A 25,457-nucleotide genomic window follows, 5' to 3' on the forward strand; every position below is an offset into this window, starting at 1 on the left:
CCTGCGAGTCAAATCGCCACACCACCTCATCCCACACCAATTAATTATTGTACTGCGATAATTTTTGCTCAATAATCCGCCCCGTTCAAACCAGACCAAGGAAAAACCATGAACAGCAAAACAGTGGCCTACGCACGCTCGCGTCTGCGTGCAATCGGTGCCTTTGCGGCGTTGCTGGCGTGGGGTACGGCGCTGGCCGAATTTGGCTGCAATGCCTGGTTCTGGCTTTTCGACCGGCACGACGTGCTGGCCGCCTACCTGCAAAGCTTCGCCGACCAGATGCCCCTGCTGGTGGCGCCGGGCTTCCAGCCCAGCGTCCTGGCCCAGGCACTGGTCATCACCCTGGACATGATCCCGGCCAGCCTGTCGGTATTGGCCCTGTACCTCACCGGCCTGTTCTTCATCCGCCTGTCACGCGGGCAGACGTGGACGGCCTCCAACATCAAGCTGCTGTGGTGGGTGGGCCTGCTGTGCATCGGCCTGCCGTTGCTGTGGCCGGTGATCGCCACCTTGCAGGGCCTGGCCTTCTGCATCGACCTGCCGCCAGGCGAAAGGAGCTTCAGCGTGAGGATCGGTGTATCATCCGCGGCGGTTTACGAGATCATGAAGGGCATATTGCTGTGTGCCTTCTCCCTCCTCATGCGTGACGCCAAGACCATCAGCGATGAACACAACTGTTATGTCTAGCCTAGCCCCATGCCGATAATCATCAGGCTCGACGTCGTGATGGCCCGGAACAAGATCCGTTCCAAGGACCTGGCCGAGATTATTGGCATTACCGAAGCTAACTTATCGTTGCTGAAGAACGGCAAGATCAAGGGTTTCAAGATCGAGACCCTGGAGAAGCTGTGTCGCGCGCTGAAGTGCCAGCCGGGAGACCTGCTGGAGTTCAGCGAGGACTGAACAAGGAACACCCTCTCGTGAGCATCACCTTTCACTGGCGCGCAGCGCTGCTGCTGGCCGCCGGCCTGCTGGGCGGCTGTGGGCCGAGCTACACCTATCGCTATTCGCCACCGCCGAGCCAGCACGGCATGCAGTGCATCAGCGCGTGCTCGCAGCAGCGCAACTACTGCGGGCAACTGGCACGCATGCAGGACAACGCCAACCAGGCCCTGTACCAGTCCGAGATGCGCAGTTACCAGTACTGCCAGCAGGGCAAGAGCAAGAAGGATGCGCGGCGCAGTTGCTACTACCCGAGCTACCCCTACAGCGCGGGGCTGTCGAGTGATTGCGGGCGCGAGTACGACCAGTGCTACCAGGGTTGTGGCGGCACGATTCACCGGATATTGAACAAGGACTGACGGCTTGCGGGCCGCATGATGCAATCGGGAAAACACACATGACCATGAACACCTTCAACACCATCGCCCTGGTGGCCTTTGCCCTGCTGCTGGGTGGCTGTGCCGGTGGGCACGCCAGCCGCGGCGACAGCCTTGCGGGCTGGGACATGCCGCAGATGCAGGTGCTGGGCGACAACGGCCTGCCGGCGCAGCCGCATCGCTACGTGAAATGCGGCAAGCGTGGCTGCCATGAACAGAAGCCGATGCTGTTCGACCCCGCCAAGGCCGAACCGACGGCCGAAAGCCTGCATCGCGGGTGGTAGTAGAAGGGCTGCAGGCCACGTGAACCGTGGCCTTGCGCAAGATTGAGCGGAAGTGGTTTACAGAACCAAACCGATCGCTATAATAGCGCCCCTATGCCGGTATAGCTCAGTTGGTAGAGCAACTGACTTGTAATCAGTAGGTCCCGGGTTCGACTCCTGGTGCCGGCACCATATAAGGTTCCATAGAAAGCTTTCAAAATCTCTGGAACCCCCGAAAAACCCGCCTTTTGGCGGGTTTTTTCGTTTTGGCGTTCCGTCGGATTCCGAGGGTAGCCAGCGCTAATAAGGGTACTTTTAAGGATACCTACCAATTCGACATTGGAAAGTACCCTTATGGCTCGCACAACGGCTCCCCTTACCGACAACGCCTGCCGCACTGCAAAGGCTCGCGAACGTGAGTACAAGCTTTTTGACGGCGATGGCCTTTACCTGCTCGTGAAGCCCAACGGTCGCAAAGGCTGGCGGGTCAGGTACGTGAAGCCCGATGGTCGCGAGGGCCTGACCTCACTCGGCAATTACCCGGTGGTCGGGCTGGCTGACGCTCGCCAAAAGCGCTTCGAGCTCAAACAGCAGCTCGCCAATGGCATTGACCCCATCCAATCCAAGCAGCAGGCCAAGGTGCAAGCCGTAATCAATGGCCGTACCTTCGAAAGCGTTGCGCTCGATTGGTATGCCGGGATGGTGCCCAAGTGGGCGCCGGGCCACGCCAAGACTGTACTCAGCCGGTTGAAGACTCATGTATTCCCTTTGCTCGGTGCCAGGGCAATCGTTGAGTTGGACACCCACGACCTCATGCAGCCACTAGAAGCCGTGACGAAGCGCGGCACCATCGACGTGGCGCTCAGGATCAAGAACTACCTGCAAAGCATCATGCGCGAAGCCAAACGGCTGCGGCTGATCACGACGAACCCAGCCCACGACCTCGATGGCTCAATCAGAGCACCACGGGTTACACATCGACCCGCACTACCCTTATCGCGGCTGCCAGAGCTACAGGCGCGCATCGACGTCTACAAAGGTCGCCCACTCACACGCCTTACCGTGATGCTGTCGCTGCACGTGTTCGTACGCTCCAGCGAGCTGCGCTTCGCCCGCTGGAACGAGTTCGACCTCAATCGCGGCATCTGGGAGATCCCCGACACTCGCCCGGCGCTCGACGGCGTACCGTTTTTCACAAGGGGTACGAAAATGGCCGGAGACATTCACGTTGTACCCTTATCGCCGCAAGCAGTGGGCTTGCTTGAGCAGATCCACGCGATCACCGGCAAATTCGACCTGGTGTTCGCGGGGGATGCCAAACCTTGGAAGCCGATGTCCGAGAACACAGTGAATGCCGCGCTCAGGACGATGGGCTACGACACCAAGGTGGATATCTGCGGCCACGGATTCCGAGCCATGGCATGCAGTGCGCTGGTCGAGTCCGGGCTGTGGTTAGAGACGGCTATCGAGCGACAGATGAGCCACAAGGAACGCAACAACGTGCGCGCCGCCTATACTCACAAGGCCGAGTTCCTCGAAGAGCGCCGGATGATCATGACCTGGTGGAGCCGGTTTCTGGAGGCGAACCGCGAGGACCATGTGACGCCGCATGAGTTTGCCAAGCAGACGGGCGAGAACGTCACGCGGCTTCGCAGTGCCAAGAGGACCGAGTAGCCCGCCGCACCACCACCTCAACTCGCTGTGAAGTTACCCACAGCACCGCATGAAGCTCCTCCGCGCGGGTCCTTTCAAACGGGGCTGCAAAGCCGCCCCGTTTGAAAGGACCATACCTAAGAAAAAACTGCTGGCACAGAGTACGTCTGTGGAAAACCACTGATGTCCACCGGGGGATAGTTTTATCCACAGGCGCTAAATCCCTGAAATCGCTTTGCTTGACGAATATTTTCCACAGGCGTAGACCGGGAGTTGCAAGAGCTGTCGATGACAGCACCCCAGGTGACCCGAACCTTAAAGGTCACGCCGCTCTGGCGGTGGTTCTCCCCAAGGGCGATTCGCATCCGGCAGCTCGCCCGGTCACTACCCATGTGATGGATGCTCTTACACATGTGGCGCTCATGCGCCGATACCCCGTACCTCGCTGCCCTGCAGCAACCTATTCGCTTGGCCGAATCTTGCGCCAACCTGTGCCCGTCTCTTTCTCCTGGAAAGAGACGGGCACTTCTACCACTGCTGCAGCCCTGATCGCACATGGCTTTGCGGCAATTCCCCTCGTGACAATCGGCGCGACAAACGCCGATGTCACCAGCAACAGCCATGTAGATGATGGTGCCGCAGACCACGGAATGGACTGCACCTGACTGACAGTCAGGCATGCCCCGGTCATCGCAGTGCTGCTTGCACATGGCTCAGGATCTCGCGGCACTGGACTCGTCAGCCAATGCAGCCTCCACCCGCCCACCGGTAACGGTGCTCAGGAGGCCAGATCATGAGATGCAATTGCTCCCGGACGTAAGGAGCCGCCAGTCCCGCGTTAGAGGACATCCCCACAGGTCGCAGGGGCCTTGATCCCTGATAACACTCAGCATTCTAGGCGGGATGACGTGGGGCGAGGATCGGAAAGCGGTGGATGAGGTGACCGACATGGCATTGGTGGGTAGACGCGATGGTCGTAATTTCGCTTGCGGCAGGCAATTGAGCTACACGGGGCCGCAAGCGCTGAAAGAGATGTTCGGCGGTGATCAATACGGCACGGTCAAAGCGTACTGTGATCGGTACTTGGCATTCGTGACGTGGTGCCGCTCCGAACAGGATCCCGGTACAACCTGTATGAAAACCCAGTGCAAAAATAGAATTAGCCGTAGTAGCTTCCCTCCTTCGGCAGACTCAAAAAGTTAAGTAGAAACCGAAGCTAGTCTACCAAATCAATATAGCTCAATAACCATAGGCATCCATATGAATCACGTTGGAACTCTCACATGCGAAACATGTGACGGCGACATTGACTGTCGGGTAGGTTTTTCCAATAGAGCGGTACAGCCTCTAAGCTTCCCTTGTCCGCACTGCCATACACTCATCGAAATCACCATAGTGCTGGATAGCTCCCCATCACTACAATTGAATGGTGTAACCCAAAACAAGGATCGACAATACGGAATGTTTGATGGTAGAAATCCGTTTATAGACCTCCACCTAGACTTTCCAGTTTGGTCTAAAGAATACGTGATGGGTCACACACCGTTCATTACTGCTTTGCAGAAGATGAGAAAAATAGCCGATGAGACAAGAAATACCGACTATCATCATTTCCAGCTCAGGCTCAACCATTTAAACGAGCTTCACGAGAAATCAAAAGACTTAAAACGAACAATTAAATTATATTACGGCGAAAACAAAAAATTATTCGTCAAAAAGTCAGAAGATTTCCTAGGCGAAAGATTAGAAAGAACTCTTGCCATGAAGGACATAAACTTAGTCCTTTATAGGTTGATTAGCAATACGTTTTTACCATTTATTGACCCAATTTCTACCGCAAACTTCGCAGAAGAAATCTCTAACTTAGTAATATCAATAGCTGAAAAAAATGAGGAGAACTTCAATGCATTCATGGACTCTATGATCACGACCAAATTTCTTGGGAATCTACAAAAAGATTGCTTGGAAATCTATCCACGAATACTGGCTGCAGAGATAGCACTGAGGCCTGCACTTTTCATGGACTTCGTTGAAGAAGAAGCTGATAGCCGAATTGCTGGAAAAATTTCCACAAAAGACTTCAACGAATACAAAGATCTTTATAAAGACATCACGGAAATCCTAGGAAAACAACTATGCATTGTCGCTGCAATCAACAATATTATACAACGCGGCGATCACGAAAAGTTCAAAGCGAAAGACGGGGGCGCCTTGTCATCCCTTGAAAAATTCGCTGGCAAAACCATATCTGAAAAATTGAAGTACCTAGACGAGTGCTGGTTCAGATTTGAAGAATCAGCCATCAATACCGGAGCGAGGAATGCGATAGCTCACTACGCTACAGAATACGACGAAAGGACACAAATAATTCAATACTATAGTGGAAAAGAAGGGCTAAAACAAGAGTCTCCACAAGAGATGTACTTTCTCGAATTCATGGTTATATTACTCAAGGCCTTCCGTGAAATGCACTACCTACACCATGTTATAAAGTGCCTATTCTATTATGAGTACATAGTAAGACAAAGCGAAGACTGAGCTATATTGATGGGCTTTGGCGCTTAGCTAGATGTGAGCGCCATTAGCTGATCGGCATAGCATGCTGTCATAGCTTAGACAAATAAAAAATTGCATTTACTGCGCGATAACATAAGTCGATCAGTGGACAACCAAATATATATCTGGCCGCTGCAAAGCCTGTTTCATCTGCGTGTCCAGTACGGGCCATCTCTCACACCGTCGAAAATAGTTAGTGTAGCGATATAAGATCGTTAATGGGTGCATTTGAGAAGGGCCGATGCCAACCCTCTAGAGGAGCTGAAGGATTGGCATGTTAGCTGGGTGGCTTTACAGGTTAAACAAAACGCTGAGACTCCTCCATCATACCAGTCTCCTCCAAAAACCGACATCGCTAGAAGATGCAGGCGACTTACAGTTGAAGTTGAGAAGCCGGTATGCCATATTGCCATCACACATTTCTAGCGAAGCCTTTGCAACGGAGTCTGCGCCCATGAAGCTAGCTAAAAGCTTATTAATATTTGGGGTATTCGGCCCTATCGTTCTAGCACCCACAAATTCATTCCCGATCGATCCATCATATAAGTTAATCGAGACTCTACTTATTGTATTAGCGGCCTGGTTCATTTTCAACTTAACCATAATGGCCTATAGCATTTTTACAGCTAGCCTTCTGGATGAAAAAGTTGCATCATCTATAGAGCTTCTTCCTATTTTTAACATATTGACTGCATCTTTCTCATTGTATATCACACTTAAAATCACCAATCTATTTTGTCTGCTCCCAGCTGCAGATGAGTTACTACAACTCACTTGCTCAGTGCAACTACTCCCCTCAACCGCTCAACTATTAACTTTTGGTCTTTTTTGCGGCGGACTTCAAACTTCTTATACACATAAACATTCAATAACTTCCGTAAAATTTGCAGGCATACCAAAAGTAATTAGCGAGGTCAGCTATCTGGCAACCCAAGCCAAGAAACTTTGGTGGACACTGCCACTACTAACCACCCTGGCTATATTTTTGTTGTTTTACAACGGCCTCTTTCCCTTGAAAGGTGATAACTTAGAATCGCGCGGACAGTTTGGTGATAGTTTCGGTGTATTAAACTCTCTATTCTCCGGCCTTGGTTTTGGAGGACTTATAATAACCCTACTGTATCAGCAAAAGCAGATTTCCCACCAAGAAAAAGAGTCTACGATCAGACGACAGTTTGATGAGACTCAACATTATGAAGGGATTTTCTACAAGCTCTTATCTATTTATTCGAAAACCCTTGATGAGGTATCAAGCAATAATGGTGAGCTCGTTGGAAGACAGGTTTTACGGGGCTCTATTGATAGAGCTTACAGCTCACTGAAATCTCAAAATGTAAATTCCATACCACAAACGCTTCAAAGAAAGCATGAAAAAAATAAACTCTCAAAAGAAGAGTCACTGCTGATTGACTATGTATACTTCAGAAACTTTAAAATTCTCAGTGTAGAAATAGAAAAACAAAAAAGACTCGTTGAAACCTTCAAAATACTCCTTCGCCACACCGTCCAATCGCTACCAATGCATCTAGATGGGAAACCCTATTTCGACATAATCAAGTCTCAATTAAACCACACTGAAGCATCCTATTTCTTTCTTGTCTCATTAACATTTGAAGATGAGCAAGAGCTTCGGAAGCTGATTTGCGAATCTGAACTATTTGAAAAAATTGCAAACACTAAGATAACTCGCGTACATGAAATGATGTACAAAGAATTCTGGGGCATTGACATGCGGCAGCATAAAATAAAACAAAGGCTTCCAATGGGACGTGCAAGAATCGATCAAGCAGTCCGTGCATTCAAGCATTCATCAGAAGAAAACCATTTAACCAACTTACTAAAGTACACCCCTGCGAGGGTTACAACGAGCACCGCAATTGTATCAGATACAATCACGAGCGGGCACGCAAGCAACCACGAAAATTTCGACAAAACTTAAAAACTAAAACCAATACAACAATCAATAGAGTCAAAGACAAAATATAAAATACCAACACGCATTCAACTTAGAAACCACCATAGGCCTTATGGACGAAATTGATAAATTAATTAAAAAATACAACCCTAGATTCATCGATGGGCACTTAGATAGCCTGGACAAACTAGATGAATTTGCAGCGGTCTTTTATTAGGATACCGTAGAGATTTATGACATTGTAACAAGAATACGCAACATAGATCGCAATCCAACAGGCTTCGACTTGGAAGACGCACCTATCCTAGGGCTTTTAGTACGAATATGGAAATTATTAAAGGAAATTGTTCGATACTATCAAGAGCAGAACGGTGAGATTATCAGCGTTCTCGAAAGACCATTGATTGAAGCATCTATACTAAGCACATATCTAATTAACAGCAACACCGATGTTGTTGAGGACTATAGAAAATGCTCTTATAAGGACCGACTTAGAATATTGGGAAATCTGGAGGACCGCTCTGCGTTTTATGAGACTAAAGCAGGGAAGCGATTGCTAGCCTCCATAACAGAAAAAATGAACTACGAAAAATTAACTGTTAATGATTTTTCTCAGCAAAAGAAAAACAAATGGAAGCTCCAAGGTAAGTCTTTTTTTGAGATATTTTCAACCATAGAACATCACGACTTGTATTCCTGTACGTATGGGATGATGTCAGAGTCGATCCATGGGTCTTGGAACGAATCTATGGATTTCTGCTTGGCTCGGAATAGCGATGGGAGCTTTTCAACTTATCCATTTTACCAGCGCCCAGACATCCGCTTTATATCGCCAACCATCCGTTTTACCAATCGACCTTATAAATTATGGCTTGAGAGGATAGACGTTAAAGAGCCGCGGCTATTAAATCTGCTTGACTCGATCGATGAAATCAACCACAAACTATTTTTGGCTTTTGATAGTCAATACAATGGCCAGAGTTGACCACAAAAATAACAGAGCGATATCATCCCGCGGCAACACCCAACTCCAAAAAAACTTAAACAAACCTCAAGACATGAAAACTTATTTTCATCAGCGCCACCGAATCTCAAAAGCAACTTATATAATTAATTCTTTTCCGCAGAACATTAGCCCCGAATCATGAATACAACCATCGAACCTTGGAAACTCATATATTATATACCTTCCCCCTTTTAATTTTGGATGCTCCCTATGCCTAATATACGTGATGACCAAGCAGGCGATAATAAACCTCATGCAGTTACATATTTTGATATATGGGACCCCTGGCGAGAGTCGATAATTGAGCAACATCGCTTCTATGTCGATCAGGGAAGAAAAAAGCTTTTGTCTCAATTCAGTAATATGGAGCAGGAGTCTGAGGAGGCAGCAGAACGCTGGCTAGAAAAGAGGTCCGAGCATTTCGATCCCGACCGAGACGATCCCGGAAGTCTTGAAGAGGATGCCCACCATGAAGGAATAGAGTTTTATCGGCTGCTGAGTGAACTACGAGACCAAGTCAGACTTAGCATCGTTGCAGGGATGTACCATACGTGGGATAAAGAGTTACGCCGGTGGCTTCTGAAGGAAATTGGACATTGGCATAGAGGTGTTGCTGTTACAGAGCGTGTGTGGCAAGCAACACATGAAGAAATTGCTGAGTTACTGGATGCTTCAGGGATTGCTAGCCGTGATGCAGACCACCTTCAAAAGCTAAGCGCTTGCCGATACGTGGTAAATGTTTACAAACATGGTGAAGGCCTATCTTTGGAAAAACTTAAAAATAATTATTCCGAATTCTTGCAGACCTCTTCTTTTGCAGGAGTTGCTCCGGATGTGAGACAGGTAGATTACACCCACTTGTTCATAACTGACGAACACTTTGATCAGTTCTCCAACGCAATCATCACTTTCTGGCGTATGATCCCTTCCAGAATAAAAAGTAGAACTCTTAATATGCCTAAATGGTTTCAAAGGGCGATGGAAAAAGACCGAGATATAGTTTAATTATCACTTTCACATAAAACGCATCTATATTCGACGCCCCATCAAACGGCAGATTCTGCCTCTACCATGCAATACGCCATCATGCATAACTGGGGGCAAGCACGCATAAAAGGCAATCGTTCATTGCTTGTTTTTCTGCATTTCTAAGCAACCGAGCCGGGCAAAGGGTAGTTTTAGAGGTAGCGGAGCATAACTTAAGACATCAAATTCTTATAAATCATATGATTATAATTTTTTTTGACTCCTGGTGCCGCACCATATAAGACGAAGCCCTCGCAGAAATGCGAGGGCTTTGTTGTTTTTGGGTGGTTGTTTCCTGCTGCTATCAACGCAAGGGGACCAGCGCCTATCTCCCGCCCCGCTTGCCCTCTCCGATCACATCTCTTTACAGCTTTAACCCACCAGCGGTTGCCCCCACTTACCCTCCCGGCTAACCTTCCAGCGCCGCTGCCAAATCATCGGCCGGGCGTAGGAACCCGAATCAGTCAAGGTGCGACAGCGCCTACCAACCAGTGCAGGCGCTTCTTTTGTGTAGTCAAGGAGCTAGCCAATGCAGACTCGCACCCCACACCTCCCCGGAGGTGCCCATGCCTGACCTTCATACCCTCACTACTCCCGGCCTTACGACCTTTGCCGGCCAGGGCGAGCAGGCGTTGTTTCGGGTTAATGCCGGCGTACCGATCAACGAGGCATTGGCCCACGTTTCGGACCTATTGCACCTGGCCAAGCGACTGGCCGAGGATGCCACGCAAGAGCGCGATACAGGCCGACATGCCTGGGCTTCGCATTACTTGCAAGAGATGAGTAAGGCTGTGGTCGATGATGTGCTGGTTGCATTGGGCGATTAGGGCTGGCGCAACTTAATAAGCCCATGCCTTCATACCTGAATGATCCGATTGTCCACACGGGTCCATCCAAACAGGGCTACAAAGACGCCCTGTTTGGATGGAGCTCACTTGAAAAATCCAAATCCCACGCAACTGTCCGCGGAAAACCACAAATGTCCCCGGTGGATAATTTCATCAGTTGCCGAGAACTCTAAAATTTCGAGTGCTTATTCGAACTATCCACAGGCGTAGAAAAGTTCGGGCAAAGCGCTTCCGTTGATAGAAACCTAGGTAGCCAGCACCTTTCAGACTCCGTTACATCGTGGTGGTTTTTCCAACGTACGATTAGCTTCAGTCGGATCGCAAAGTCACAGCAGCGTGATAGATACCTGCTTTACCAGTATGCTCACTGCGGCAACTCACCCCTTTTCTAGCTACTCTGCAGCAACCTATCCGCTTGGCCATTTACCTGGGCCAACCTGCGCCGGTCTTTTTTCTTCCGAAAAGGGACCGGCGCTCCCTCCGCTGCTTCAGCCCAACTCGTACAAGGCTTTGCGGCATTACCCCTCGGGACAATCTGCGTAACAAACACCGAAGCCCCCAGCAACAAGGATGCAGATAATGGTGCCGTAGCCCAGGCTATGGACTGTACGTAACTGACAGTCAGGCATGCCCCGGTCATGGCATAGCTGCGTCCACCCGGCTCAGGATCTTCAGGCGCTGGTTCGTCAGCCAGTGTTGCTTCCACCCGCCCACCTGTAACGGTGCTCAGGAGGCCAGATCATGAGATGCCCATGCTCCCGGACGTAAGCAGCCGAAAGTCCCGCGTTAGAGGAAGCACACGGTGATCGGTGGCAAGCGTTTGTGCGCTGGTGTGGTTCAGAAGATGGGCCATGGTTTAACGATTCGCGATAAATTGCTTGGCAGACCTTGCTGTACTACGCCGAACATCTGCGTCAGGAAGTTGAACATGGGGTTATCTGCATCGCCGCCGCGCAAAATCGGTTCTCCAGTGTGAACCGGACCCTGGCCGCGCTGCGCGGTGATTAGCATGTGAACGTGCCGAGTCCGAGCAAGGCGTTAGGTATGCGGCGCACCAGTGTTCGTCGCTCGGTGCCGCAAGGCCAAGACCGCGAACACGTGAAGTGGATCGTCGACGTGCTCTGCGAACACAAAATGCCACGCGCGGCGGCCCTTACCCAGTTAGCGCGAACCACCGGTATGCGCTTACGCGAGGCCATTTTGGCCGATCTTCCACGCCTACAGCGAGAGGCAGAACAATTCGGCGAGATCAATATCCAGGACAGCACCAAAGGTGGCCGTGGCCGGGCAAGCGCGCCTCGTTGGATCACGGTGGATGAGCATACTCGCGACGCACTGAGGTTTGCCGAACATGTCTCCCCCGACGGTAGCCGCAACCTGCTGGCACCGAGCGAAAGCTACCTCGATATGCAACGGTGAATCATTCGCCCCGCCCGACACCACCTCCATCAGCACAACCTTAAAGGCTTTCACGAATTGCGGGAGGCCTATGCGTGCGAACGCTATGAGCAAATTACCCATAATCGCGGCCCGATCGACGGCGGCAAGTGCTGCCGGATAGACCGACGACTCGATCGATATGCCTGAAGGCAAGTTAGCTATGAGCTGGGACATGGCTGTATTGACGTGGTAGCGGTGTACATCGGTAGACGAACATGACCAAGTCTTTCGATATGGAGCTATTTCTGGAGGGCGGTTGACCGGGTCACATGCCACGCGCCAAAGCCATTGAGTCAGGCGAAGTCGATCCAATCCACAAATCGCGGAGCGATGGCAACGCGGCACTCCTCGGGTTTGGCAAAAAAACACCTAGCTTGGTTTCTCAATCACCACCTCAACAGTCGGAGTCGTCGACGCGCTATTTACTATTTGCTGACCGCGCAACTGCTCACTCATCGATTGGAAAAATCATAGAGTTTCAACCGCTAAGCGGCACCCAGAACACCAGCTAACCGAGGACACGTGCGAGTAATTCTTTGCGGTCAGAGCCAAGTGGAACTCGGCCAAGAAGAATATCGAAAGGTCAATGGTTGGCACATAGCTGAACAAATCCTTGAGGCGCATTTGGTCTGAGTAGCGGGCAATACTGATCTGGGCTATGGGTGCTCAGCAGAAACTGACCCAACCGCTGGTAGTGACTCACAGGCTAAAGAGGTGACATGGCTAGACGCACCTTGATAGCACGTAGCTATGTGCTAGAGTCGCGAGGAAGGTCAGGGATTTGGCAACGGTCTTCCAGATGTGCTGGACATCAAAACATAAAAAACTGCACGGAGGCTAAAAAATGCATGAAATCATCTGTCCGCATTGTGCAAAGGCTTTCAAAATTGATGAGGCTGGATACGCAAATATTCTGAAGCAGGTTCGGGATAGCGACTTCGAGAAACAGCTGCATGAGCGACTTGAGTTAGCCGAACAAGAAAAGCAGAGCGCCATTGAACTAGCAACTGCAAAGGCCGCTAGCGAATTGCAGAAGGCAGCAGCAACCAAGGATGCAGAAATTCAAGAATTAAAAACCAAGATTGCGTCGATAGAGATTGAAAAAAAAATCGCGATCACTGAGGCTGTTAGCTCTGCCGAAAAAGAGCGAGATAAGCTACAAAGTGACCTCGAGAAAGCCGAACTAGAAAAACAACTTGCAGAAAAATCTCTCAAGGATAAATACGAAACGCAGATCAAAGATCGTGATGATGCTATCGAACGTCTCCGAGACATGAAGGCGCGCCTATCTACAAAGATGGTTGGTGAAACCCTCGAGCAGCATTGTGAAACAGAGTTCAATCGTATTCGAGCCACAGCCTTTCCAAGAGCATACTTCGAAAAGGACAATGACGTACGAACCGGAAGTAAGGGCGACTACGTTTTTCGTGACTGGGACGAAGCGGGTACAGACATCGTTTCCATTATGTTCGAAATGAAAAACGAGGACGATAAAACTGCAACTAAGAAAAAGAATGAAGATTTTCTAAAAGAGCTTGACAAAGATCGCATTGAAAAAGGGTGCGAGTACGCTGTGCTGGTTTCACTCCTAGAGCCGGACAGCGAATTATACAATATGGGAATTGTTGACGTTTTTCACAGATTCCCAAAGATGTACATCGTCAGACCTCAGTTTTTCATTCCAATCATAACGCTGCTACGAAATGCGGCGATGAACTCTCTACAGTACAAGTCTGAACTTTCGCTAATGAAAGCGCAAAACATTGATATTACAAATTTCGAATCTGAGCTTGAGACCTTCAAATCAGCATTCGCAAAAAATTATGACCTAGCCTCAAAACGATTCCAAACAGCTATTAGCGAAATTGACAAATCAATTGAGCACCTCCAAAAAACTAAGGAAGCATTGCTAGGTACGGACCGAAACCTTCGTCTGGCGAACGACAAAGCGCAGGATGTTACGATAAAAAAACTTAACCGTGGCAACCCAACCATGGCTGCGAAATTTGCCGATCTAAAAGCTACATAGCAGAACCGAGGAAATAAACTTCTGCCGTCAATCTACGATCGTCGATTCAATATAACAGGTGAGAATATGGAAAATACCTCGCACAATCCCGATCAGCACATGTTTGGATTTCGTCAACTTGCTACAAATGGACGAAAAAAAATAGGCTTACTGATTGGTGCAGGGGCGCCTGTCAGCATAAACGTAGGTGACGCAGGAAGCTGGAAACCGCTGATACCAAATATTGCCGGCCTTGAGAAAATCGTCTTAGACGAACTATCCGAAAGTCAACGCAATGTATACAGTCAAATAAAATCCTCATTCCCAGACTCAAACCTAGAAAAAGTCCTGTCACGTGTAAGAATGCTTGCCGAGGTTATTGGAGAGGGAAAGCTTTTTGATTTTTCGGAAAAAGACTTCTCTGCTTTATCTGAAGCAATATGCAATTCGATTCGGAAAGTAGTTGCGCAGGACTTACCACTGGGCGCAAACCCATATTCTGAGCTTGTGTCGTGGATTAATGGAATCAATAGGAAGTATGCAATTGAAATTTTCACAACAAATTATGATCTTTTGATTGAAAATGCTTTGGAGCGGGCCAAAACACCTTATTTTGATGGATTCAGCGGATCCAAAAGTGCTTTTTTTGATCCTTCAAGCATTTCAAAAAATGATCTACCGCCGCGTTGGGTAAGGCTTTGGAAGCTCCATGGCTCGATTGGATGGGAATCAAATGCTAATGGAGAGGTTGTGCGCGTACCAGACTCCAAAAACGCTAATATGGTATACCCCTCGCACATAAAATACGATCAAACACAAGCCGCTCCATTCTCTTCTCTTTTTGAACGCCTGAAAAACTTCATCCTTGAGCCTGACACGTTAATTTTAAGCGCCGGATTTTCTTTCGCTGATGCCCACATTTCCTCGCGATTGCTTGAGTGCCTAATGGCTAATCCCACCGCCGCATTATTTGCGTTCCAGTTTAATAGTCTAGCGCATGAAAAAGCCGCTAAAGAATTGGCGCTAAAGTGTCCAGGGATAAGTGTTTTTTGTAGTGATGGCGCTGTAATTAACGGAGTTGAAGCGAAGTGGAAAATCGGCACCCCTCCGACCAAGAGCTGGCATGAAATACGAGCAGAATACTATAAGGATCAAAAATTTTTGCTTGGGGATTTTCTTCGGCTAGCTCGTTTTCTCGCAACTGCTGGCAGCGACGTATCTCAAGACGCAATTCCTCCTGTACAACAGGAAGTACAAGAGGGAGTAGTATGACAACCATCCAACCAACGTTCCTAGGACTTGTAAGTGCAGTTTCAAGCTCTTCGGTGTCCGTTGACCTCGCTGCCTCTGTGGAATCTGGAATTGTCGTGCTAGAAGGACGCAATTATCGAATCGGGCAAGTCGGAAGCTTTGTAAAAATCCCTCTAGGATATAACCATCTTTATGGGGTTATCTCCGAGTCTAGCGAAACCTCAACAGTAGACGCCGACTCAAAAATATCTTCAGATAGAAAATGGATCAAAGTAGAGCTCGTGGGAGAATCTATCGGGGGAAACTTTGATCGAGGCATAAGCGAGTACCCAAGCATCGGCGATCATGTTCATTTTGTCGTCGAAAGCGACCTGAAATTAATTTTCCGAAAACACTTAAATAGTCACTTCCAAGTGGGTCGACTATCCAGTTCGGAAGGAATTGAAATAAGTTTGGACCTAGATAAGCTTGTGGCTCGCCACTCAGCAATCTTGGGATCTACAGGATCTGGAAAGTCAACCAGCACGGCTAGTATTCTCCGTTCGATGGTGATCAAGCCTGATGGTTCGCCCTTACCAGCCGCGAGAATTTTACTGATAGATATTCACGGCGAATACGGCCCAGCACTTAGTGATGTCGCCAAGACCTTTTCAATTATGCCCTCAGGCGAAAATCAGCTATATATCCCGTTCTGGTGTATCTCACCAGACAAACTTATCGAATTTCTTTGCAACAACCCAAACGATTCTCAGCGTTCACTTTTCATGGATAAAACCGTTGATGAAAAGAGGCTAGGAGTCGCTGAGAATGATATACCTGATATAGACACAGATAAAATAACGAGCAATACGCCGCTACCTTACAGGTTAAAAAAAATATGGTATGACCTGTGTTATGAGGACGGTGTTAACTACAGCGATGCAGCCATGACTATCCCAGCATACACCCCTGACGGAGAGGGAAATTTTGACGAGCTAATCGCACCTAAATTTCTCCCACCTGGGGCTGGTGCGTCACTACCAAAGAAGGGCGGAACCGGGGCAATGAAGAGGCAGCTTGATTTGATGAAGTCAAGACTGTTAGATACACAATATTCATTTTTGCTGGATCCAGGCGATTGGAATCCAGATAGTGACGGCAAGATCAAAAAGGATTTAGATGGACTTCTGAATGATTGGCTTGGGCATGACAAACCAATAACTATATTTGATTTATCCGGGATGCCCTCGGCAAGATTGACTCTTCTTTTAGGTGCAGTACTAGACATAATATTTGAATCCGCAATTTGGGGAAGAAATGTCACTGAGGGAATGCGTGAGCGACCCCTTCTTATCGTTCTTGAAGAAGCCCACCGTTATCTTGGTAAGTCAGAGAATGGCCACTCTAAAGAAATGGTGCAGCGGATTGCAAAAGAAGGTCGGAAATTTGGAGTTGGTGCTATGATTGTTAGTCAGCGCCCGTCAGAGATAGATGAAACCATTTTATCTCAATGCGGAACAATTATTTCGCTACGCATAAATAATTCGACAGACCGTGGAATAGTCAAAGCCGCTATGTCCGATGGCTTAGCTGGAATTGTTGATTCGCTCCCTATTCTCAGAACCGGAGAGGCAATTATAGTTGGGGAAGCAGCGCAACTTCCAACACGGTGTAGATTCAACGTTTTGCCAGATGACAAATACCCCAACAGCGGAGATCCAAAAATTGGGGAAAAATGGAACTCTTCACGAAGTAACGAAGACTACTCTAGGCTCGTCCGGGCGTGGAGAAACCAAGATAGTGCACAATAGGAGAGATCATGGAACGTGTATCTGTTAGTTCTTCAAATATTGCATCTGTTGGTCATGATGAGTCCTCACAGACTCTCGAAGTTGAGTTCCTAAACGGAGCGGTGTATGAATATTACGACGTGCCTGGACATGTCTATCAAGAGTTAGTATCCGCATCTTCCGTCGGGGGCTATTTCGCGCAACGGATAAAAAAAGTATACGGATTCTCCCGTGCTGGATAACCCTCCCTATACGGAGCTATATTTTTCGATTTGAGCTACACAAGCCATGCTTTGTTTGGAGGAGGCTCGCATCGTGATGCGAGCCTCCTCAAGGAATCATAGCTTCTGAAAAAATATATATTTACGATCGGATGTAGCAGCGATGCAAACTAGGGGTATGTACTAATAGCTGCTTCGGATACCATTTTTTGATGTTACATCGCTCACAGGTCAACAGCGAGTTCATACTTGGGCGTCTCAAGTATGATTCCACTGGAAGCCATAGCTAGCTGATTTGTTTATTACCGTATGAGGTACGTCAAAAAATCCACTAAGTTCCATTTCCGCGAAAACCGTGCCATCTCGACCAACAACCGTTCGTGTGGTGCCGCACCATCACAAGGTTGCAGAGACAGTTTTCAATGTTTTGGAGCCACCGAAAAACCCGCCTTTCAGCGTTTTTTTTCAGCTGCAACCACCGACAGTTCGATACGCTGGCCAAGCACTTGCAGTGCATGCTCCACCTGTTCGATCTTGGAGCGGTGCAGCAAATCTACCAACCGATCTACTTGGGGGCGCTTCATCCCCAGCCAGCGCGCCAGCTCGGTCTTGGTGACCTTCTGCTTGATCATGGTATTCCACAGTGCAGCCTTGGCCGCAGTCAAAGCAGACAACCGCACCACAGGCTGGCCAGGTGCTGCCGGCGATGGCAGCGGTATGGCAATTCGCTGATCCACGTAAAAGGAAAGCGCCGACTCCAGGGGTCTACCGCGCCGAAAAGTGCTTCCTTAACCATATCACCGGCGCTGGACATTTCAGGGACGTCGGCGCAGCTCACCCATGGGCCGCCGTCCTTCCTCGTGCACGGTTACTGGATAGTCATACATGGCATCTGGGCCTCCCATAGGGCTCGACTTCAATCACCGAGGCCCAGGTCTTTGATGATTTTTCTTCTCAGACCTTCGCTGATTTCCTTAGCGCCATGGTCTGGGAAGATGATTTGTCGGTTGCCGAGGTAAACCTTGAAATGGCTTCCCTTCGCAGGCACGAACGGCGGCACGACTGGCCGAGGACGCCACGCAAGAACGCAATACAGGCCGACATGCCTGGGCTTCGCATTATTTGCAGGAGATGAGTAAGGCTGTGGTCGATGATGTGCTGGTTGCATTGAATGCCTGGGATGGGCGCCCCGAGTAAGCACCCGCCTTCATACATGAGTGATCCGCTTGTCCAGGCAGTCCTTCCAAACAGGGATACAAATCCGCCCGTTTGGATGCGGCCCGAGCAATGGCCCACTGTTTGCGATGCACAGAAGGGCCTCTTCGCCGGCAAGGCCGGCTCCTACAAAGGACCACGCCGTCGGTAGGAGCCAGCCTTGCTGGCGAATGGCACCCCACGCTAGTGGGCGTTCTGCCCTTCAAGCAACGCCAGAATCCGCGGCCAACCGGCAATGCCTGCCAACGCCAGCGAAGTCTGGCCGTTGCCGTTGGGCAGCAACGGGTCAGCGCCATGACGCAACAGCGCATCCACCACCGTGTAATTGCCCGCCAGCACCTCGCGGTGCAGCATCAGCCATCCCTCGTCATCCGGGTCTCGGGCCACCTGCGGCTGTGCGCTCACGCCCTCCTCGATCTTGTCGCGCATGTTCAAGGCCATCGGGTGCTCGGTGCATTCCAGCACCGCCAGCGTCTGCTGGTCTTGAGCACGGTTCAACGTACGGGAGAGCAGCCAAGGCTGCTGACCTTCTGCAGCCGGGACAACTTCAACCAAACCCGGCTCACCGAAATCCATACCCCAGGCCTCATCGTGCTCCAGGCGCTCATCTTCTGGCATGGCCGCGCGTATCGCATCGACGGTGAAGCCGCCGTATACATGGCCCTGGCGCACATACATCCAGTCGTTCAGCAAGGCCAACGGCAGCGTCACAGGCTCCCAGGCCTTGAACGAGGTGGCCCAGCTTGGTTCATTCATCAGCACGCCGGTGATGGACTGCCCATCGAACTCGATCTCGCTCACCCACATGTTCTCGACGCTGGGTACCTCGGGGTCGTCGCTCTCGATGGGGAAGGACATTTTCACAGCCGCCATGTCCAGGCCCTTCACGATCCTGCGTGCCTCCCACGACAGCTCTCGCCAGAAATACTTGAACGTCGCCTGAGCACTGGCCACGGCGGCCTTGAACTCGTCGCTTTCGCCTTCAACACCGTAGATGATCTGTTCGGTCATAGGTAAATCGTTCCATCGCCTGGTTCACTGAAATGCTCAAGCCAGAGCACTTGCGGCCTGTGCCGCCACTTGAAAAACGGGTGCAGGATAACCTGATCCAGCGAACGTGACAGCCTTGCCCCCAAGCCCCCGTTACGCTAAAAACCTGCACCCTTGGATACCACGCAAAAGGACAGGCCCAATGTTTGAAAACATCACTGTTACCGGCAGCCCGCTGGTGCTGTCCACAGACGCCGAAGTGGACCAGGCACAAGCTGTGCTGGGTACCCGCTTCCCCACAGGCTACCGCGAGTACGTCACGCAGTTCGGCGAAGGCATTCTTGGCGGCGTGTACGTGCGCATCTACCCGCCCCATCAACTGCTGCACGGCGAAAACAGCCAGGCCCAGTGGGTTGAGCGCATCAACCAGTACTGGTTCTGGGACGACGACAAGGAGCTGATGCCCAAGGAAAAGGCCCTGCAGTGCATCATCATTGGCGACACCTACGACGGCGACGAACTCATCATTCACCCCGGCGACCCGGAGCGCATCTATGTGCTGCCACGCCACAGTGAAGCCGCCCTCGTTGCGGGTAACGGGCTGGTGGAAGCGATCGAATGGCTGTGCAGTTCGAATGTGCTGACAGAAGCGTTCACCGAGCGCGACTTCGAACCGTTCGACAGTCGCGTACAGCCCTGACATGAAACGAATACCCAGGCGCACCCACGCCGGGTATTCGCCCGAACAATGAAATCCCGGTCGTCATCAATAAATACCCAACGTCCGGCCATGGCTTGACCGGGCCCTGCACTTCGAATCGCTGGTAGCCGATGGTTTTTCAGTTACCCACAAGCATGGCGCTCGAGCGCACGCTCAAGGTCAGCCAATTCAACGCCCGCCCCCTCACCGCACCTCGCGACACGCCCCGCGCAATCAACCCTCACCCGTACCCCTTCCCCTGTAAGTTGCCCTGGATACTTGCGCAACATCAGTTCGACCTGCGTATCACTCAACCATGCCGCGCGGTCCAGGGACCAGCGCTGGTCCTGGAACTCGAACAGGCAGGCACCCGACACGGCATCGACAATCCGCGGCGGATACACCCAGTGCGAGTTGCCGGCTTCCCACGGCGCCGCCTCGATACGATAGCGGCCGTCGGGTGAGGTGGATTGGGTTTCAAATTGGGTCATCGGCATCGTGCTCCGTGCATGATCGGAAAGTCTGTCACACCAGGGGCTGAACAGGTCGGCCCCTGTCGCTTCCTCTACGCAGTGGCCTTGCGATTGCCCATGCCGTCGAGCACCGCATCCACCAGCACCTTGGCTAATTCCGTCGAATGCAACGAGACCCACAGCAGAACTTTGCTGGTGGAGTCCTCGGGGTGCAAACAGGCTTTCTGGAGGGAGTCGAAGATGCCTCTGAGCAACAGCGAGGCATGCATCAGGGCGTCTTCTTCGGGTATGTCAGCACGTACCAGGAAGAACGGGGCATGCCCGGTACAGAGGACACCAGTGCTGCAATGGGGAGAAGTCGGGGGATCGGGAACAAGTTTTTTCACGATGAAACTCCTGCTGGAAGGAGCCATCACCCACTGCGACCAAACAAATAGGTGACAGCTGTACGCAGGTTGGTCGACCGGATCAGCAGGCAAAACCGGCAGGCACGAATGCCTCCCACGTACAGCCGTCATAACTCGAGATAACTGGCGAACTAACGCCGTCACGTCGATTGACTGCATAGAATTGCGTACTGGTTTCGGGCGACCAAACCCGATCGCTGATGCTCAGCGACCGCAGGAGCCTAACGGCCTGCCTGAACCCCAGCAAGGCGCACCGCCCACGCAAAATCTGTCCGCATATTACAGTCCTTCAGACGTGTCTGGCCAAGCGTGTGTAAACGCAGCCCTGCGCCGCAGTGGGCGGCCTCTTCGCCGGCAAGGCCGGCTCCTGCAGGGTGGCACCCACAAACGTACAAGCCAGCCGAAGACTGGCCGTTTAACGTCACCTGCACACCACCTACCCACACTCGCAGGGGACACAATGGAAATCTTTCTCTACGCCTTCAGCGTGATGTACAGCCCCGGCCCGGTGAACGTGATGGGCCTGAACGCCGGCCTTACAGGCCAGTTCCGCCGTACCGCAGGCTTCTTCGTCGGCGTGGGCGGCGCAATGTTCGTGCTGTTCATCCTGTTCGGCTACACCGGCGAAGCCATCATCTCCAAGGCCGCGCTGCCCTACCTCGCCCTGGCCGGCGGGCTCTACACCAGCTACCTGGCCTTCAAGGTCTACACCGCCAGGGTCCAGCTCACCCAATCGTCCGATGCCCCCGCCAAGGCGCTGACCTTCTGGAACGGCTTTCTGATCCAGGCCCTCAACCCCAAGGGCATGATGGTGGTGCTGCCGATCACCAGCGTGATGTTCCCCGCTGCGCACCTCAGCGGCGCCAGCATCGCCGCGGTGTCGGCGCTGATCGCCCTGGGCGCTGCCGGCGCGCCGGGCCTCTACGCCTTGCTGGGCGCCGTGCTGGGCAAGCGCATCAGCAAAGAGGTGTACTTCAACCTGTTCAACCGCCTGATGGGCATCGCCCTGGCCGTGTGCGCCGCTTTCATGTTCCACGATTTCTACATTCACATTCAGGCAAACGCCGGCACGCTGTAACCTGTGTTGTCGCCGGCCTGACTCTATCGCTCGAAAGGTGAGCAGAATGCTCGATCTACCGTCACCGCAAGACTGGGTGAAACACGCCCCGCCGTCCCCCAGGGTCGAACGCCTGGAGGCCTTCTTCAGCGCCCACGGTTTCGACCCGCACCGCCACGATACCTATGCCATCGGCCGCACCCTGGCCGGGGTGCAGAGCTTCAGCTACCGCGGCGCAAACCGGCACAGCCTGCCGGGGGAGATTCTGGTGCTGCACCCGGACGAGGTCCACGACGGGCATGCGGGCTCGGCGTCGGGGTTTCGCTATCGCATGCTCTACCTCACCCCGGCGCTGGTGCAGGAGGTGCTCGGGGGCCAGCCGTTGCCGTTTCTCAAGGGCGGCATTTCCCGCGACCCGCGTCTGGCGGCCGCCACCCACGCGATGCTCGCGAGCATGGACGACAGGCTAGACCCGCTCGAAGAGGACGACGCGCTGCTGGGCCTGGTAAGCGCGCTGCAGGCCGTGTGCGGGCGCCCGGCATCAAGGCAGGCCCACGACTACGCCGCCGCCCGGCGTGCCCGCGAGTACATGGATGACAGCCTGGAGCAGCCCATCACCCTGGATGATCTGGCCGCCTGCGCCAACCGCGACCGCTGGAGCCTGTCCAAGGACTTTCGCGCCTACTTCGGCACCAGCCCCCACCGCTACCTGACCCTGCGCCGTCTCGACCGCTTCAAGGCCTCGGTGTTCGCCGGTAGGTGCCTGGCGGACGCAGCCGTAGAGGCCGGTTTCTTCGACCAGAGCCATATGTCCAGGCACTTCAAGAACGCCTACGGCATCACCCCCTCGCGCTGGTGCAAACCCTTGCTCGGGCGCCTTGATTGAGTTTGCGCGCTGGCGGGCGGTGGGGTCGCCGACCTTGATATCCCCACCCCCATCCGTTATAGATAAAAAGGAAACCATAACGAAAAGAGGCCATTCCAGCCCCCCATGAACGAGATCACACGCATCTTTCGCCCTTCAGGCCCCCATTTTGCGCCCTGCGCTGATGGCTACGGGCCGAACACCGTCACCCCTTCCCCGCTCTCGACCCTGTTCCACGCACTGTCGATTCCGCCAGGCAACATCCTGCTGGCCCAGATGCGCAAGCGTCCCGTCCCTCCACCTGCACCGTAGCGCCTGAATTCCACCACCCTCGGCTTTTGCCGCTCGGGGTTGGGGAGCCTTTGCATTTTTTTCAGCGTTCAACTGTTCAGGAATCTCTATGACTCTTCGTGTAGCCATCATCGGTGCCGGCCCGTCCGGCCTTGCGCAACTGCGTGCCTTCCAATCCGCCCATGCCCAGGGCGCCCCCATGCCCGAAATCGTCTGCTTCGAAAAGCAGGCCGACTGGGGCGGCATGTGGAACTACACCTGGCGCACCGGCCTCGACCAGCACGGCGAACCGGTGCACGGCAGCATGTACCGCTACCTGTGGTCCAACGGCCCCAAGGAATGCCTTGAATTCGCCGACTACAGCTTCGACGAACACTTCGGCCGGCCGATCTCCTCGTACCCGCCGCGCGAAGTGCTGTGGGACTACATCCAGGGCCGCGTGAAAAAGGCCGGGGTGCGCGACTACATCCGCTTCAACACCGCGGTCAAGAACGTCAGCTTCGATGACACCACCCGCGAGTTCACCGTCAGCGCCTACGACTACAGCGCCGGGCAGGGCATCGAGCAGGTGTTCGATTACGTGGTGGTCGCCAGCGGGCACTTCTCTACGCCGCACGTACCGGAATTCGAAGGGTTCGAGCGATTCGCCGGGCGCATCCTGCACGCCCACGACTTTCGCGAGGCGATGGAGTTCAAGGGCCAGGACCTGCTCATCGTCGGCAGCAGCTACTCGGCCGAAGACATCGGCTCGCAATGCTACAAGTACGGCGCGCGCTCGATCACCACGGCCTACCGCACCCAGCCGATGGGCTACAAATGGCCCAAGGGCTGGGAGGAGCGCCCGCAGCTGGTGCGTGTCGAGGGCAACCTGGCGTTCTTCGCCGACGGCTCGAACAAGCGCGTGGATGCGATCATCCTGTGCACCGGCTACCAGCATCACTTCCCGTTCCTGCCCGACGAACTGACCCTCAAGACCAACAACCGCCTGTGGCCAACCGGCCTGTACCAGGGCGTGGTGTGGGAGCAGAACCCGCAGTTGATCTACCTGGGCATGCAGGACCTGTGGTACAGCTTCAACCTGTTCGACGCCCAGGCCTGGTTCGCCCGCGACTACATGCTGGGGCGCATCAAGCTGCCGGCCAAGGCCGACATGCAGGCCGACAGTGCCCGCTGGCGCGCCGATGAAGAGGCCCTGGACACCACCGCCTCGATGTACGAGTTCCAGGGCCGCTACATCAAGCACCTGATCGCGCAGACCGACTACCCCAGCTTCGATATCGATGCCGTGAACCGCATCTTCCTCAAGTGGAAGAGCGACAAGAAGAGCGACATCATGGGCTATCGCGACAAGTCGTACCGTTCGGTGATCACCGGCACGGCAGCGGTGCCGCACCATACGCGGTGGCTGAAGGCGATGGACGATTCGCTGGAGGAGTACCTGCGCGAAACGGACGGCAAGAAGGGCGAAGTGAAGGCACTGCGCGGGTAGCCCCGCCGACGCCCGAAACCGGTGCCCCCACAAGACCGGCCCTTGCCGGCGCGGCCTCTACTGCGGGCACTGGTAACCGGTTTGCCCCCGCTGCAGGCCGATGACCTCGCGATGCACCTGGCTGGGCCCGTAGTCGGCATTCCAGCCACGGCGTTCGGCCACCGGCTGCGGCGCATAGCCGTCCTTGCAGGCCAGCAGGTGGAGCATCACGTTCGCCTCGCCCATCAGCGGCTCCAGCTTGAGGGTGCGCCTGGGCGCCAGTTGTACCCTCCCCTGCGCGTCGCTGCGGGCCACCACCACCCCTGCATCAATAATGCTCACCCCGGCCAGTGGTTGTCGGGTGTGCTGATCGACGACCGTGGTGTCGAGCCCGTCGTGCACGATCACCGAGCGCGGCATGCAGCCTTGCAGCAGCAACAGCGCGGGCAAAGCGGTGTACCTCCACCAGCGGAATCGGACTGTCATGGCAAGCTCCTGCAAGGCCTGAAACATGGCAGTCTACTTGCGCGACCGGATTTGTGCAGAAGCGTCGAGATCGACACGCAGGTGCCTTTCCGTCGCCCGTGGCGCTCACGTATCATCCGCCCCCTGCCCGGCGCTGTAGTCGTAGGCGCTGACGGTGAACTCGCGGGTGGTGTCATCGAAGCTGACGTTCTTGACCGCGGTGTTGAAGCGGATGTAGTCGCGCACCCCGG

General features: G+C 52.8%; 24 protein-coding genes, 1 tRNA gene and 3 pseudogenes. 22 read left to right on the top strand and 6 right to left on the bottom strand.

The window, feature by feature from the left end:
* Positions 1-108: 108 nt before the first annotated feature.
* From JZZ72_RS01280 to JZZ72_RS01355, 17 genes and pseudogenes are all read left to right on the top strand, one after another.
* Positions 109-687: a hypothetical protein gene (locus tag JZZ72_RS01280; protein ID WP_210013914.1), complete on the top strand. Its 579-nt coding sequence runs from the start codon at positions 109-111 to the stop codon at positions 685-687.
* A gap of 9 nt (positions 688-696) precedes the next feature.
* Positions 697-903 carry a helix-turn-helix domain-containing protein gene (locus tag JZZ72_RS01285; protein WP_043862225.1) on the top strand — a complete coding sequence of 69 codons (207 nt, stop codon included), beginning with the start codon at positions 697-699 and terminating at the stop codon, positions 901-903.
* A gap of 17 nt (positions 904-920) precedes the next feature.
* Complete coding sequence (locus JZZ72_RS01290; protein WP_043862226.1) at positions 921-1,301, top strand: hypothetical protein; 381 nt, start codon at positions 921-923, stop codon at positions 1,299-1,301.
* 38 nt (positions 1,302-1,339) lie between these two features.
* Positions 1,340-1,603: a hypothetical protein gene (locus tag JZZ72_RS01295; protein WP_054915796.1), complete on the top strand. Its 264-nt coding sequence runs from the start codon at positions 1,340-1,342 to the stop codon at positions 1,601-1,603.
* Between the two features lie 95 nt (positions 1,604-1,698).
* Positions 1,699-1,774 (top strand) — tRNA-Thr (locus JZZ72_RS01300).
* 162 nt (positions 1,775-1,936) lie between these two features.
* Positions 1,937-3,256, top strand: coding sequence for a tyrosine-type recombinase/integrase (locus tag JZZ72_RS01305; RefSeq protein WP_210013915.1), 1,320 nt, complete (start codon positions 1,937-1,939; stop codon positions 3,254-3,256).
* A 927-nt stretch (positions 3,257-4,183) separates the two neighbouring features.
* A pseudogene (locus tag JZZ72_RS27680) lies at positions 4,184-4,360 on the top strand (integrase domain-containing protein); the annotation flags it as partial.
* 336 nt (positions 4,361-4,696) lie between these two features.
* Positions 4,697-5,773 (top strand): hypothetical protein, encoded by a 1,077-nt coding sequence (locus tag JZZ72_RS01310; RefSeq protein ID WP_210013916.1) that lies wholly within the window; start codon positions 4,697-4,699, stop codon positions 5,771-5,773.
* 472 nt (positions 5,774-6,245) lie between these two features.
* Complete coding sequence (locus JZZ72_RS01315) at positions 6,246-7,730, top strand: hypothetical protein (RefSeq protein WP_210013917.1); 1,485 nt, start codon at positions 6,246-6,248, stop codon at positions 7,728-7,730.
* A gap of 262 nt (positions 7,731-7,992) precedes the next feature.
* The gene (locus JZZ72_RS01320) at positions 7,993-8,691 is read left to right on the top strand and encodes a DUF5677 domain-containing protein (RefSeq protein ID WP_210013918.1); all 699 of its coding nucleotides are present in this window, start codon (positions 7,993-7,995) and stop codon (positions 8,689-8,691) included.
* 231 nt (positions 8,692-8,922) lie between these two features.
* A complete protein-coding gene (locus tag JZZ72_RS01325) occupies positions 8,923-9,717 on the top strand; it encodes a hypothetical protein (protein WP_210013919.1) in 795 nt (264 codons plus the stop codon).
* A 587-nt stretch (positions 9,718-10,304) separates the two neighbouring features.
* Positions 10,305-10,565 (top strand): DUF3077 domain-containing protein, encoded by a 261-nt coding sequence (locus JZZ72_RS01330; RefSeq protein WP_210013920.1) that lies wholly within the window; start codon positions 10,305-10,307, stop codon positions 10,563-10,565.
* An 813-nt stretch (positions 10,566-11,378) separates the two neighbouring features.
* A pseudogene (locus JZZ72_RS01335) lies at positions 11,379-12,245 on the top strand (integrase domain-containing protein); the annotation flags it as partial.
* Positions 12,246-12,870: 625 nt separating this feature from the next.
* Positions 12,871-14,055, top strand: a complete 1,185-nt coding sequence (locus JZZ72_RS01340) for a DUF2130 domain-containing protein (RefSeq protein WP_210013921.1) — start codon at positions 12,871-12,873, stop codon at positions 14,053-14,055.
* Positions 14,056-14,121: 66 nt separating this feature from the next.
* Complete coding sequence (locus JZZ72_RS01345) at positions 14,122-15,306, top strand: SIR2 family protein (protein ID WP_210013922.1); 1,185 nt, start codon at positions 14,122-14,124, stop codon at positions 15,304-15,306.
* Positions 15,303-17,075, top strand: coding sequence for an ATP-binding protein (locus JZZ72_RS01350; protein ID WP_210013923.1), 1,773 nt, complete (start codon positions 15,303-15,305; stop codon positions 17,073-17,075). Before JZZ72_RS01345 ends, JZZ72_RS01350 begins: the two co-directional genes overlap by 4 nt.
* Before the next feature lie 8 nt (positions 17,076-17,083).
* On the top strand, positions 17,084-17,296 hold the full coding sequence (locus JZZ72_RS01355; RefSeq protein ID WP_210013924.1) for a KTSC domain-containing protein: 213 nt from the start codon (positions 17,084-17,086) through the stop codon (positions 17,294-17,296).
* Between the two features lie 431 nt (positions 17,297-17,727).
* On the opposite strand, the gene JZZ72_RS28050 is transcribed toward JZZ72_RS01355, so the two are convergent.
* Positions 17,728-17,907, bottom strand: a complete 180-nt coding sequence (locus tag JZZ72_RS28050; protein WP_328825101.1) for a hypothetical protein — start codon at positions 17,905-17,907, stop codon at positions 17,728-17,730.
* 284 nt (positions 17,908-18,191) lie between these two features.
* Complete coding sequence (locus JZZ72_RS01365; protein ID WP_260328980.1) at positions 18,192-18,335, bottom strand: type II toxin-antitoxin system HicA family toxin; 144 nt, start codon at positions 18,333-18,335, stop codon at positions 18,192-18,194.
* On the opposite strand from JZZ72_RS01365, the pseudogene JZZ72_RS27690 reads away from it, so the two are divergent.
* Positions 18,329-18,472: pseudogene (locus tag JZZ72_RS27690) on the top strand (DUF3077 domain-containing protein); the annotation flags it as partial. The gene JZZ72_RS01365 and the pseudogene JZZ72_RS27690 overlap by 7 nt on opposite strands.
* 201 nt (positions 18,473-18,673) lie before the next feature.
* On the opposite strand, the gene JZZ72_RS01370 reads toward JZZ72_RS27690, so the two are convergent.
* On the bottom strand, positions 18,674-19,501 hold the full coding sequence (locus JZZ72_RS01370; protein ID WP_210013925.1) for a DUF2314 domain-containing protein: 828 nt from the start codon (positions 19,499-19,501) through the stop codon (positions 18,674-18,676).
* Positions 19,502-19,682: 181 nt separating this feature from the next.
* On the opposite strand from JZZ72_RS01370, the gene JZZ72_RS01375 reads away from it, so the two are divergent.
* Positions 19,683-20,180 (top strand): SMI1/KNR4 family protein, encoded by a 498-nt coding sequence (locus tag JZZ72_RS01375; RefSeq protein WP_210013926.1) that lies wholly within the window; start codon positions 19,683-19,685, stop codon positions 20,178-20,180.
* Positions 20,181-20,323: 143 nt separating this feature from the next.
* Here JZZ72_RS01375 and JZZ72_RS01380 read toward each other — a convergent pair whose 3' ends face one another.
* Together JZZ72_RS01380 and JZZ72_RS27990 are read right to left on the bottom strand one after the other, a co-directional pair.
* Positions 20,324-20,671: a hypothetical protein gene (locus JZZ72_RS01380; RefSeq protein ID WP_210013927.1), complete on the bottom strand. Its 348-nt coding sequence runs from the start codon at positions 20,669-20,671 to the stop codon at positions 20,324-20,326.
* Positions 20,672-20,745: 74 nt separating this feature from the next.
* Complete coding sequence (locus JZZ72_RS27990) at positions 20,746-21,039, bottom strand: DUF3077 domain-containing protein (protein ID WP_210013928.1); 294 nt, start codon at positions 21,037-21,039, stop codon at positions 20,746-20,748.
* A gap of 481 nt (positions 21,040-21,520) precedes the next feature.
* Here JZZ72_RS27990 and JZZ72_RS01390 point away from each other — a divergent pair, with 481 nt between their 5' ends.
* From JZZ72_RS01390 to JZZ72_RS01400, 3 genes are all read left to right on the top strand, one after another.
* Positions 21,521-22,138, top strand: coding sequence for a LysE family translocator (locus JZZ72_RS01390; protein ID WP_043859804.1), 618 nt, complete (start codon positions 21,521-21,523; stop codon positions 22,136-22,138).
* 46 nt (positions 22,139-22,184) lie between these two features.
* Positions 22,185-23,003, top strand: a complete 819-nt coding sequence (locus tag JZZ72_RS01395) for an AraC family transcriptional regulator (RefSeq protein WP_210013929.1) — start codon at positions 22,185-22,187, stop codon at positions 23,001-23,003.
* 379 nt (positions 23,004-23,382) lie between these two features.
* Entirely contained in the window at positions 23,383-24,762 is a 1,380-nt protein-coding gene (locus tag JZZ72_RS01400; protein WP_210013930.1) for an NAD(P)-binding domain-containing protein, read from the top strand.
* 57 nt (positions 24,763-24,819) lie between these two features.
* Here the strand turns inward: JZZ72_RS01400 and JZZ72_RS01405 are convergent, their stop codons facing one another.
* Positions 24,820-25,227: a hypothetical protein gene (locus JZZ72_RS01405; protein ID WP_147303849.1), complete on the bottom strand. Its 408-nt coding sequence runs from the start codon at positions 25,225-25,227 to the stop codon at positions 24,820-24,822.
* Positions 25,228-25,457 lie beyond the last annotated feature (230 nt).

It is taken from the genome of Pseudomonas palmensis, assembly GCF_017848315.1.
Taxonomy (GTDB): domain Bacteria; phylum Pseudomonadota; class Gammaproteobacteria; order Pseudomonadales; family Pseudomonadaceae; genus Aquipseudomonas; species Aquipseudomonas palmensis.